The sequence below is a fragment of the Methanothermobacter defluvii genome (assembly GCF_003385755.1).
In the GTDB taxonomy this organism is placed as follows: Archaea; Methanobacteriota; Methanobacteria; order Methanobacteriales; family Methanothermobacteraceae; genus Methanothermobacter; species Methanothermobacter thermautotrophicus.
Window position 1 is genome coordinate 333,596 of record NZ_QREL01000002.1, and the last position, 11,288, is coordinate 344,883.

At 51.2% G+C, this 11,288-nt stretch carries 12 protein-coding genes; 5 read left to right on the forward strand and 7 right to left on the reverse strand.

The window, feature by feature from the left end:
- Positions 1-13: 13 nt before the first annotated feature.
- Positions 14-916, reverse strand: coding sequence for a hypothetical protein (locus C7452_RS07470; protein ID WP_115892722.1), 903 nt, complete (start codon positions 914-916; stop codon positions 14-16).
- A 272-nt stretch (positions 917-1,188) separates the two neighbouring features.
- Here C7452_RS07470 and C7452_RS07475 point away from each other — a divergent pair, with 272 nt between their 5' ends.
- Genes C7452_RS07475 through amrS form a run of 4 tightly spaced genes read left to right on the forward strand, consistent with a single transcriptional unit; the run spans position 1,189 to position 4,020 of the window.
- A complete protein-coding gene (locus tag C7452_RS07475) occupies positions 1,189-1,587 on the forward strand; it encodes a Zn-ribbon domain-containing OB-fold protein (RefSeq protein ID WP_048061298.1) in 399 nt (132 codons plus the stop codon).
- The gene (cfbA, locus tag C7452_RS07480; RefSeq protein ID WP_048061042.1) at positions 1,559-1,990 is read left to right on the forward strand and encodes a sirohydrochlorin nickelochelatase; all 432 of its coding nucleotides are present in this window, start codon (positions 1,559-1,561) and stop codon (positions 1,988-1,990) included. Before C7452_RS07475 ends, cfbA begins: the two co-directional genes overlap by 29 nt.
- Positions 1,991-2,018: 28 nt before the next feature.
- Complete coding sequence (gene thiL / locus C7452_RS07485; RefSeq protein ID WP_115892723.1) at positions 2,019-3,002, forward strand: thiamine-phosphate kinase; 984 nt, start codon at positions 2,019-2,021, stop codon at positions 3,000-3,002.
- A 10-nt stretch (positions 3,003-3,012) separates the two neighbouring features.
- The gene (gene amrS / locus C7452_RS07490) at positions 3,013-4,020 is read left to right on the forward strand and encodes an AmmeMemoRadiSam system radical SAM enzyme (RefSeq protein ID WP_115892724.1); all 1,008 of its coding nucleotides are present in this window, start codon (positions 3,013-3,015) and stop codon (positions 4,018-4,020) included.
- Positions 4,021-4,091: 71 nt separating this feature from the next.
- On the opposite strand, the gene C7452_RS07495 is transcribed toward amrS, so the two are convergent.
- Entirely contained in the window at positions 4,092-5,363 is a 1,272-nt protein-coding gene (locus tag C7452_RS07495) for a UbiD family decarboxylase (protein WP_115892725.1), read from the reverse strand.
- Positions 5,364-5,420: 57 nt separating this feature from the next.
- On the reverse strand, positions 5,421-6,425 hold the full coding sequence (purE, locus tag C7452_RS07500) for a 5-(carboxyamino)imidazole ribonucleotide mutase (protein WP_048175943.1): 1,005 nt from the start codon (positions 6,423-6,425) through the stop codon (positions 5,421-5,423).
- Between the two features lie 154 nt (positions 6,426-6,579).
- Here purE and C7452_RS07505 point away from each other — a divergent pair, with 154 nt between their 5' ends.
- A complete protein-coding gene (locus C7452_RS07505) occupies positions 6,580-8,274 on the forward strand; it encodes a glycosyltransferase (RefSeq protein ID WP_115892726.1) in 1,695 nt (564 codons plus the stop codon).
- A gap of 75 nt (positions 8,275-8,349) precedes the next feature.
- Here C7452_RS07505 and mmp11 read toward each other — a convergent pair whose 3' ends face one another.
- The 4 genes from mmp11 to C7452_RS07525 all read right to left on the reverse strand — a co-directional run.
- On the reverse strand, positions 8,350-9,282 hold the full coding sequence (gene mmp11, locus C7452_RS07510; RefSeq protein ID WP_115892727.1) for a methanogenesis marker protein 11: 933 nt from the start codon (positions 9,280-9,282) through the stop codon (positions 8,350-8,352).
- Between the two features lie 16 nt (positions 9,283-9,298).
- Positions 9,299-9,718, reverse strand: coding sequence for a 6,7-dimethyl-8-ribityllumazine synthase (ribH, locus tag C7452_RS07515; protein ID WP_010877002.1), 420 nt, complete (start codon positions 9,716-9,718; stop codon positions 9,299-9,301).
- Positions 9,719-9,816: 98 nt separating this feature from the next.
- Positions 9,817-11,010, reverse strand: coding sequence for a cysteine desulfurase (locus C7452_RS07520; protein WP_170130328.1), 1,194 nt, complete (start codon positions 11,008-11,010; stop codon positions 9,817-9,819).
- Between the two features lie 5 nt (positions 11,011-11,015).
- A partial coding sequence (locus C7452_RS07525) for an isocitrate/isopropylmalate family dehydrogenase (protein ID WP_245942893.1) occupies positions 11,016-11,288 on the reverse strand: 273 nt, incomplete at its 5' end.

Consider the following 11,288-nt stretch of genomic DNA (forward strand, 5'->3'; position numbering starts at 1 on the left):
CTGGCAGGGGTTATCATTGTCTTCTCACCCCGTACTTTGTCATGTGACCTGCGTCCAGGTAAATGATGAATCCTGAGATGTTCAGTGCTTCGCCAGTGTATTTTTCATTAAAGAGGACGTGGTCAATGGATACCGGGGCCTCTCCTAATTCCTTCGACGGGATTATGAATGTTTCAAGCCCCATGTGGGGGCAGGATGTTTTTCCCTCCAGTCTGCAGAGGTAACAGGCACCATCCCTGCTTTCATGGTAGTATCCATTGAGGATGCAGGCATGGACCCCCTCAGGTCCATGGGAGGTGTAGGGTTCGTAGGGGCATCTTCTTATGATGAGGGGCCCCGTTGCATTGATGTAGGCTCCACCATCCACGCCACTGGAGTTAAGATACTCTGCAAGGGCATCACCATATTCCATTGTGGTGTTACTGTGTTCAAGCCTCCCGAGGACCCTGAAGGGCAGCGGATCCGGGAGTCCATCAACCGTGACCCTCACAGAAAGGTTCTCAGTGTGTTCAATGTTCCCTGCCCGTATTTCAAGTGTTGAGTTGACCTCAACCTGAAAGGGGTCCTCTGTTCCTTCAACCGAATTCACCCTGCAGCTTGCATTGACGTTCCTGTGGCTTCTGCATAGACGGTCAATACGCTCCTGCACCCTCTCCCTCACCAGATTCCTGACATCATCTGAGGGAAGGGCCCCATTGATGGCCTCCCCTGCGGTTTCATTGAGCACATCCAGTGTTATGATGGGGACGTTGTCCCTGATGTCCCATGCAGCACCCTCTACACAGGCTGAAAGTTTTCTCTCCGTGTTCATGTCACTGTGTGCTTCACCGAGACTCAGAATCATGGCCGTGGTTATGATTACGGGTATCATCAGCAGTAGGGATGCACCTGCCATGACGTATCCACAATCATCCATAATATCACCAAATGAAAATTAAGTATTACAGATATAAAAATATTACCTAAATATTAATAAAGTATTATTAATTCTTTGTGCTGGAGAGAATGAATATGGGCCCATTTTAGGACTAAAGGACGCCCATAACACATTAAAAAGTAGCTGCGAGCAAGAGGGGTCTTTATTATCCCCTCAGGGAGGCAGTGATTTAAATATCAGATGACCGTATGATTTAATTATAATGAACCAAGATAGATAATGAAAAGTGATTACTGTATGGAGGTTACATGATGACAGAAACCGTCAGGACATGGCGCCATATACCCCAGCGCTACAATCTTACAGGATCAAAATGTCTTCAGTGCGGGAATGTTTTCTTCCCCAGCAGGATAATATGCCCGGAATGCAGACGCAAGGGCAAACTCGAGGAATTGAAGTTCAGCGGGAAGGGAAGGATACACAGTTACTCCGTCATAAACACCCCCACCGACGAGTTCAAGGACATAGCCCCCTACGTGGTGGCCATAGTTGAACTGGAGGAGGGTGCAAGGGTAACAAGCCAGATAGTTGACTGCGACCCTGATTCAATAGAAATAGGTGATGAGGTCGAGATGGTATTCAGGAAGGTTAGAGAAGAGGGCGAGGATGGAGTGATATCCTATGGATTCAAATTCAAACCAAAAACCTAAGATAGGCGTTCTGCTGGTGGGGCACGGCAGCCGCCTCCCCTACGGTGAGGAGGTTATAAACGGCATAGCTGACATCTACCGCCAGGAGGCCGACCACCCCGTTGCAGTGGGCTTCATGAACATGTCAAGACCATCAATACCCGAGGCAATAAATGAACTTGCAGCCATGGGTGTTGAGAAGATCATCGTCACACCGGTTTTCCTGGCCCATGGAGTGCACACCAAACATGACATACCCCACATACTCGGCCTTGACAACGGTGCCGAAGGTCACCATCACCATGAACACGAACATGAGCATGAAGAATTTGAATTCGATGGTGAGATAGTCTATACGGAACCCCTCGGCGCTGATCCAAGGATAGCCGAGATAATCAGGGACAGGGTTAAATCAGCAATTTAACTGTTCCCATCCAACTATTTTTGATAAAATGCATGATAGAATATCCTCCCTTGGAGAAAAAAAGCTCATATCCAGGATAATATCCAGAGCAAGATCAGTTTTCGGATCATCAGAGGTCATGGGCCTCGGGGACGACGCAGCCCTCATTGATGCAGGGGAAGAGTTCCTGGTACTAACCTCTGACCTCCTCCTTGAGACAAGACACTTCCCTGACCCTGGAAGGCCACGGGACATGGGCTGGAAGACCGTCACTGTTAACATGAGCGACCTTGCTGCAATGGGCTCTAGACCTGAAGGATTCATTCTTTCGGTGGCCCTACCCGACCTTGAACTGGAATTCTTTGACTCCCTCATGGATGGCGTGATAGAGGCATGCTGCCACTACCAGGCTCCACTCATCGGAGGGGACACAAACGAGGCCGATGAGATAATACTCTCAGGAACAGCCATAGGGCGGGCTGGAAAGGACAGGGTCCTCCTGAAGTCCGGGGCCAGGCCAGGGGACCTCGTGGCTGTCACGGGACCCCTGGGAGTTGGTGCAGCAGGGACAGAACTCATCCTTTCGGGTAGAGATAGAGGGGGCTTTGAAAATGCGGTTGAGAGATCCCTCAGACCGGTGGCCCGCATAGAGGAGGGACTCATCCTTGCAGAATCAGGTCTGGTATCCTCGGCCACTGACATAACCGATGGCCTTGTAAGTGAGCTCGGGGAGCTCATGGATGCAAGCGGGACAGGTATGAGGATATATGAGGAGAGGCTGCCCCTGGGCAGGGAGGTCCCTGAAATTGCATCCATTCTCGGCAGGGACCCACTGGAACTCGCCCTATACTATGGAGAGGACTTTGAACTGGTATTCACAGCACCACTCACCGGGATGGAAGAACTCTCTGACATGATGGAGCTCCATGTAATCGGTGAGGTCACCGGTGGAGGTGGAATTGAAATGGTTGATAAGGATGGAGTTACATATAAACTTCATGTGAGGGGCTATGAACATCTCAGCCCCGGCTAGGGGGTATGCCATGAGGAAGGAAGCCATACTTTATGAAGGGGTCGATGACAGGCTCAGGTGCCTGGTATGTAACAGGAAGTGCCTGATACCTGAAAGTGGGAGGGGCTACTGTCTCACCCGTGAGAACAGTGACGGCAGGATATACTCACTCACCTATGGGGAGGTGTCATCGGCAGCCGTTGACCCCATAGAGAAGAAACCTCTCTTTCACTTCCATCCAGGGACCCTTGCATATTCACTTGGAAGTGTGGGCTGTAACTTCAGGTGCAGGTACTGTCAGAACTGGAGCATATCCCAGGCCAGGATAGACGAATTCCCCACAAGGTACATTTCACCGGAGGAGGCAGTTGAAAATGCCCTCAGCGCCAGCTGCAGGTCCATAGCCTGGACCTACAATGAACCCACCATGTGGCTTGAATACACCCTTGACTCAGCGGAACTTGCAAGGGAGGAGGGTCTCTCGACGGTCTATGTGACTAATGGGTACATGAGCAGGGAGGCGCTTGACATACTGGGCCCCCTCCTGGACGCTGCAAACGTTGACCTCAAGGGAATGTCAGAGACCTTCTACAGGGAACTCTGTGATGCAAAACCCGGGCCAGTGCTTGAGAACATCATAAGGATGCATGATATGGGTATCCACATTGAGGTAACAAACCTCCTCATACCAGGATACAATGACTCAGATGATGATATAATGGCCCTCATAAACTTCATGGTCTCTGAGGTCGGAGTTAGGGTCCCGCTGCACTTCACACGGTTCTTCCCACATTACAGGATGCAGGACGTGCCACCCACAGGAACTGACAGACTTATGAGGGCGAGGGAGCTGGCACTTGAGGCTGGAATGAAGTACGTCTATGTCGGTAACCTGCCAGGCACCGATGCAGAGAATACCTACTGTCCGTCCTGCGGGGAAGTGGTTATAAGGAGGAACGGCTACATCACAGATACCTCTGGACTCGCTGATGGCAGATGCAGATCCTGCAACTCCAAAATTGATATTGTTACTGACTGAATTAAGATTCAAGCGAATATGCTGAATTAGCCATGGATTTATAGCAGCAAGGAAAAGGGTTGAGGGCCCGGTTACTCTGACCTGCTGACCCTCTGGAATTTTTCAGCTGAAGCAAGGGGCGCGGTTGCATCGACACCAACCTTGGTGGTGGTGCCATCAGGCAGTGCTGCAGGATCAAGGGATGAACCCCTGGCCCCTGGAACTATGAGGATGTCATCATCACCCTTAACCCTGGTTGCAATGGCATATTCAATTTCCTCAGGGTCAAGGACGTCTATATCCTCATCCACAACCACAACATGCTTCAGGGAGGGGTGTGCTGCAAGGGCAGCCATTATAACGTTCTTACCATCACCTTCAGTCTGTTTTTTAATTGATACAGCGGCGTGGAGCCAGCAGCACCCACCCTCCGTCAGAACAACGTTCCTTACAGTGGGGACTGTATTCTTAACGGCCCTGTATATCCTTGGCTCCTGGGGGAGACCCTGAAGGAGACGGTGCTCAAAGCCGGCCGGCAGAATGGCGTGGTACATTGCATCCTTCCTGATATGCATCCTTTCAAGGGAGATAACAGGTTCATCCCTTACAACGTCATAGGTGTCTGTCAGATCAACAAAGGGGCCCTCCCTCTCCCTCACACCACAGAGTATACGTCCCTCAAGGATTATCTCTGCAGGGGGGACCTCGATGTCGACTCCCTCACATCTGACAAGTTCCAGTTCACCTTCATGGAAGGTGTTCGCCACCTCCATTTCATCTGCATCGATGGGTATGGAGGTGGTGGTGGCAAGGAGCGTTGCAGGGTCCATACCTATGGCTATGGCTATTTCAAGGTCCTCACCCCTCTCCTCAGCCTTCTGGAGGTAGGTGTAGAGGTGCCTGGGTACTATGCGGACAGCCAGCCTGTCATCACCGATGACCATCATCCTGTGAATTGAGGCGTTCCTCACCCCTGTATCAGGGTCCCTGGCGAATATGACCCCTGCAGTTATGTAGGGGCCACCGTCCCTCCTGTAGTGCCTGAGGATGGGGAGCTCTGAGAGGTCAGCCCTCCCTGATCTGTAACCATCCAGTCCCCCCACCCTACTGATTGGGGTGGGGTTTTCCATGGCCTCAACGATCCTGTGGGTTATCTCATGGACCCTGCAGTTCAGGGAGAGGGCTATCTTCTCCCGGGTATTGCAGAGTCCTGATATGACGGGTATATCTGATTCCTTCAGGTTTTTGAGTATAACAAGGTCCCTTGGATGCTCTCTGAGTATGCTGGCAGCCTCGAAACTGGTTGATACTTCATCCTCAACCACCAGGGCCTCCTCGCCGATTTTATCAAGAAAGTTTCTCATTCAATCACCATCAGAAGTTATGGAACGGCTCTTTATCCTGGTCTCCATTTTTTATATTTAGAACTTAACGGAACGGCTCTTTATCCTCTTTATCCTCGATTCTATCTTTTCATCGTATATTCCAAGCATTTCAGCAGCCAGTATTGCGGCGTTACCACCGTTACCTACCCCCACCGTTCCAACGGGCACACCCGGAGGCATGTTGATCATTGAGAGGAGTGAGTCCCAGCCGTTCATCTTGAGGGGGCAGGGAACCCCTATCACCGGTCTGTCGCTGAGGGCAACAACAGCACCCGTAACATGTGCAGAGAGGCCGCTTATGGCTATGAAGAGCTTCACGTTCTCCATCTTCTCAAGGTACCTCTCAAATCTTTCAGGGTACCTTATGGGTGATATGACGTTCAGATCATAGCTTATACCCATCCTTTCGAGGAACATGGTGGTCTTCTTGGCTATCTTCATGTCAGAGTAGCTGCCAGGTATCACAGATACCATGGGGTCATCCTGGGAATCTGACGGGACCTTATCACCCATGGGAGGCATTTCAACCTCCAGGGGTGCATAGTAGGACCCCTCTATGCTGTTGAGCACCTGACATTCATCTCTCCGCACGCGTTCATAGAAACCTCTCCTTAGATCTGCAACCCTTTCCCTTACCCCTGGATCTCCTATCCCTATTATCTGGGCAGCGAGTATTGCGGCGTTTTCTCCCCTGTCTACCCCCACAGTGGCGACGGGGGCAGGGAAGGGCATCTGTGAACATGCAAAGAGGGCGTCGAGTCCTCCAAGTTTAACGTCAACAGGGACCCCTATGACGGGTCTGTGGGTGTTTGCAGATATCATGCCCGGAAGATGGGCTGATAACCCCGCTATTCCTATGAATACCTCAACACCCGCCTTCACGGCCTCTGAGACTATTGCCTTTACCTTTTCATGTGTCCTGTGGGCTGAGGCAACCCTCAGGTCATAGGGTATCCTGAGTTCCTCAAAGATTTCCATTGCCTTTTCGGCTATCCTGAAATCAGATGCACTTCCAAGGAGTATCATCACTCTGGGCTTCATCTGGAGATTCACCTTTAACTTTATATATAGAGAATCTATCTGAGGTCATATTTAATAGATGGCACCATCCCGCAGGGACCATTTACAGGTCTTCATAACAGTATATAAGGGGATTCTACCAATAGAGAGTTACAGAGTATCAGAAGGTGTACTGATGTCATGGCTCATTCTCATGGTTGTGTTCTTTCTATGCGCTTTCAGAGCAGTGAAGGATAAAAGCCACACTGTATCGGTGGTTATACCTGCATTCAACGAGGAAAAAACAGTTGGACGTGTAATTGAAGCAGCCAGAAAATCAGATATGGTGGACGAGGTTATCGTTGTGGATGATGGATCCACAGATAACACTGCTGGTGCTGCAGAGGAGGCAGGTGCCACTGTTATAAGGCATACAAGCAACCGCGGAAAGGGGGCAGCCCTAAAAACAGGTTTCAAGCATTCCCGGGGCGACATAGTGGTCTTTGTCGACGCTGACCTTGAGAACATGACAACAGAGAAGATTGAAAGGATGATAAAACCCATAATAACGGGGAGGGCCGACCTCACAAAGACCAGATTCAGAAGAAAGGCCGGGAGGGTTACTGAGTTAACAGCCAAACCCCTTCTTAAGTTCTTCTTCCCTGAGATAAAATTTGAACAGCCCCTGAGCGGACAGTTCGCAGCTAAAAGATCGGCCCTTGAGAAGATGAAATTTGAGGAGGACTACGGGGTTGATGTTGGCATAGTACTGGACGCCGATGTCCTGGGCCTCACCGTGAGGGAGGTGGATATCGGGAGCATACACCATGACATGGCGAGCCTGAAGGATCTCAATGTCGTCGCCAACGAGGTTGTGAGGACAATAGTTGACAGGGCCCTGGAGTACGGCAGAATAACCATGATGGATTCCATGGGGAAATCAATAAGGATGTGCATCCTTGGTCTATCACTCACAACCCTTGGGGTCTTCAGCATATTTTTCATAAGGGCCATACCAGCAGTCCTGGGTGTCATAATATCCCTCACAGGATTTATAATGGCGGTCTACTATTTTTTAAGGCTCATCAGGAGATCCATCTATGTTTTCAGGCGTTCAGCAGGTAAGCTTCAGACAGTGAGGTCCTTCATCTACATGCACTTCCCCATACTCATATCTGCCCTCATACTCATTGCAATGATATCAACCCTCCTTGGAGCCGTGGAGGTGGACGACGGGAAAATATCCATTGAGCCAACATCTGGAAACCTTATAATATGGAAGAAGAGCAATGAAAACAGGACATTCGATGTCAGGGGACCCTACAGAGTTGACAGTGCCCTTGAAAATGAAAATAATTCAATAAGAATTCCTGAGGAGGCCATAAACACCCTTGACCTCAATTACGGCGACCGCATATTCCTGGCCGGAGAGGCCTATACACTTAACAGGACACGGGAAGGCGAAACCAACATAATGAGGATACCATCCGGGGCAAGGAACGCCCTGGGGCTCAACGTGGGCGATGTTATCCAGGACGGGAACCTCCGCAAGGTATTCAGCAACGTCTATGCACTGAGAAACATCTCAGACTCAAATCTGACGGTCTACAATGGCATCATAATCCAGGATGATGATTCGCCGGGGGCAGAGGTCCGGGTCTATCTGGATGACAGGATGGTTGCCCGCACCACAGGGGCAATGGAGAATGGGACCTACACAGTTTACGTGGATGGTGTTGCCGCGGGCAGGATAATATTCAGGGGCAAGGACACCGATCACAGGATTTACTGGGGAGCTCATGTAATAAAAATTGAGGTCCGGAGCGGGGCCATGGATGATATGCGCTTTGCTAAATCCTCTGAGGGCAGGTTCCTGAATGTATGGCTCTGATCTGGTGGTCTGAGTTCTTAAGAGCCCATCTTGATGTCTCTGAAGGGCCCCATAAGTAGCTGGATTTATTCCGTACTAGTAGTAGACCCTGGCGGCCTCCTCCGGATCATCGTAGAGTCCAAGGGCTGCAAGGGCCCCTATCTTGCCCTGAGAACCGGTGACCTCGATTAGCTCCACGCCAAGTTCCCTGGCAACCCCTTCGGCTTCCTCCACTTCCATGAGGGTCCTCTTGGATTTTGCAGAGTACTCCCTCAGTTTTTCAGGCACCACTATACCCCTCAGGACTGCCATGGCTGTCTTATCTGAGAGGGTGTTATCCCTCAGGAGGTCCCTTACCAGGGCCACCAGTTTATCTGCTTCACCGGGTCTGACTGCAAATGCAAGGGCAACCGACACACAGTTCTGTGTCTTGTGTGGGTTGTGGGGGTAGAGCTGTACCGTGACATGGTCGATGTACTCAAAACCCTGGTTTCTGGCCTCCAGTCCTATGTTGTTTGCAAGGGTCCAGGTGGCCCCGCTCTCTGGCGTGTCTGTGTCATCTATCCCGATAACAACCTTCTCAAGGCGGGGGGTTATAACAGCGGCCCGGCCCGGCTTTGAACCACCACCGACCTCGTAGAGTTCTATCCTCTTAACACCCTCAGCCATGCCCCGGCACATGGCGGCGCCGACACCTGCACCTGCAAGGCCTGCATGCACAACACGGACCTCATCACCCTCAACCGCCACCTCCTCTATTCCAGCGGCGTTAAGGCTGGCCTGGAGTTCTATGGGAGCTTTACCTGTACGTGCAAGGTAACTGTGCCTGTTACCGTCTCTCCGGGCCCTCTCTATGAGTCTGCTGGATCTCTGGTACTGGTATATCATCCACTCTGACCCTGAAACGCAGGGGTGGTACTCCAGGATCTCAACCATGTCCCTGTCCACCATTGTGAGGACCTTCCGGTATGGTGAGATCCAGGGGTCCTGGAACCTCTCCTTCAGGTCAGATGGCCTGAGTATCTCCATGGAAGCTCCCCGGAAACTAGATATCCTCTTTAAGTCTTCTGTACATTTTAACAGCTGCCTCAACAGCCCTCTTGGCGTAGTCAACGCGCTGGTGGGCCTCGAGCCTCGTCATTCCGGGTCCTGATATTCCAAGGGCCACGGGCTTGTCATAATCAAGGGCCAGGTCGGCTATTTTACGTGAGGCGTGCTGCACGACTATCTGGTCATGGTCGGTGGCTCCCTCGATGACCGCCCCCAGGGTTATCACGGCGTCTATCTCATCTTCCAGAAGGAGTTTCTTCACTGCAAGTGGCATGTCAAACACGCCGGGTACAGCAATCACCCTGGTTATCTCTGCATCAAGGAATCTGGCATGTTCCTTTGCAAGTTCCAGCATCATATGGGTTATGTCATAGTTAAACTCAGCTACAACAGCCCCTATCCTGACTTTCTTCATTCAATACCTCCATTTAGAGTACAAGTGCACCTGCAATGGTACTCAGGACCATTATTATCACTATCAGTAATGCTATTGCCTGTGCCTTATTCATTAAATCACCCCATCCCTGCTATTTCCTCGAGGGTCTCTCCGAGGAGCTGGATTTCCTCTGATGTGTTGTAGTAGTGTATGGATGCCCTGACGGTGCCGCCGGTTTCATGGAGCGCCAGGTGCTTCATTGCAGGTATAGCGCAGTGGTGACCACTTCTAACACAGATCCCGGCGGTTTCGTCAAGAATCTTTGCAACGTCGTGGGGGTCCATGTTATTTATGTTGAAGGAGAGGATACCATAAATATTTTGGGGGTCACCATAGCATTCAATACCATCGATGGATGAAACGGTAGCGTGGAGTTCCTCTGTCATCTTCATGCCATGTTTCTGGATCCTCCTGATTCCTATCCTGTTCATGTAGTCTATTGAGGCACCGAGGCCTATGAATCCTGCAATGTTGAGGGTGCCGGCCTCAAACTTCGCCGGGAAGTCCTCGAGCACATAACCGTCCTCTGAGACATCAAGCACAGTACCTCCCCCCAGCATAAGGGGTTCAAGTTCTCCCTGGACATCAGTGCTGCAGTAGAGGAATCCCGTGCCAACAGGTCCCAGGGTCCCCTTGTGTCCAGGGAATGCTGCGAAGTCAGCCCCAATGGCCCTCACATCAACCTCCATGTGACCTATTGACTGGGCGGCATCAACCAGGTAGAGGGCCCCCACGTCATGGGCTATCCTCCCTATCTCCTCCACGTCCTGCACCGTACCGAGGGCATTGGAGATGTGGGTCACGGTGACGAGCCTTGTGGTCTCATCAACGGCGTCCTCTATTCTGCCGGGGTCCACCACTCCCCCTTCATCTGCCTTCACCACCCTCACATCAACTCCCCTTTCACGGAGCCTCAGCCAGGGGAGGAAGTTGGAGTGGTGTTCGATGTTTGGCACAACAACTGAGTCCCCCTTCCTGAACCTGAGACCCCCCGCCACGATGTTGATGGCCTCAGAAGTGTTCTTGGTGAATACTATCTCATCACTGGAGGCGTTTATGAACCCAGCCACCTTCTCTCTGGCCTCCTGGAGTTTCCTGGTGGCCCTTAGCACCAGGGAGTAGGCGCCCCTCCCGGTGTTGGCATTGTATTCCTCAAAGTATTCTGTCATGGCCCTGACAACCGGGAGTGGAGTGGGGGTTGTGCTGGCAGCGTCGAGGTAGACATGATCCCTGAGGAGGGGTATGTCTCTCCTGACGTCCTCTGTACGCATGAATATCAATCCTCCAGGTGTCTGGCTATCTCGGCAGCCATCTCCATGGTCCCAAGCTTCCCACCGAGGTCTGGTGTCACAAGACCCTCTGCAAGGGTTTTTTGGAGTGCTTTTTCTATTTTTTGGGCTTCTTGTTTTTTGTTGAGGTGTTTTAGCATTAGTGTGGTTGTTAGTATCATGGCGGTGGGGTTGGCTATGTTTTTTCCTGCGATTTGGGGTGCTGATCCGTGTACTGGTTCGAATAGTGCGTTTTTTTCTCCTATGTTTGCTGATGGTGC

Coding starts and splice junctions, on each gene's coding strand:
- C7452_RS07495 (WP_115892725.1), bottom strand. CDS start 5,363: ATGAGAAACTTTCTTGATAAAATCGGCGAGGAGGCCCTGGTGGTTGAG.
- C7452_RS07475 (WP_048061298.1), top strand. CDS start 1,189: ATGACAGAAACCGTCAGGACATGGCGCCATATACCCCAGCGCTACAAT.
- thiL (WP_115892723.1), top strand. CDS start 2,019: ATGCATGATAGAATATCCTCCCTTGGAGAAAAAAAGCTCATATCCAGG.
- C7452_RS07505 (WP_115892726.1), top strand. CDS start 6,580: ATGTCATGGCTCATTCTCATGGTTGTGTTCTTTCTATGCGCTTTCAGA.
- mmp11 (WP_115892727.1), bottom strand. CDS start 9,282: ATGGAGATACTCAGGCCATCTGACCTGAAGGAGAGGTTCCAGGACCCC.
- amrS (WP_115892724.1), top strand. CDS start 3,013: ATGAGGAAGGAAGCCATACTTTATGAAGGGGTCGATGACAGGCTCAGG.
- purE (WP_048175943.1), bottom strand. CDS start 6,425: ATGAAGCCCAGAGTGATGATACTCCTTGGAAGTGCATCTGATTTCAGG.
- ribH (WP_010877002.1), bottom strand. CDS start 9,718: ATGAAGAAAGTCAGGATAGGGGCTGTTGTAGCTGAGTTTAACTATGAC.
- cfbA (WP_048061042.1), top strand. CDS start 1,559: ATGGATTCAAATTCAAACCAAAAACCTAAGATAGGCGTTCTGCTGGTG.
- C7452_RS07520 (WP_170130328.1), bottom strand. CDS start 11,010: ATGCGTACAGAGGACGTCAGGAGAGACATACCCCTCCTCAGGGATCAT.
- C7452_RS07470 (WP_115892722.1), bottom strand. CDS start 916: ATGGATGATTGTGGATACGTCATGGCAGGTGCATCCCTACTGCTGATG.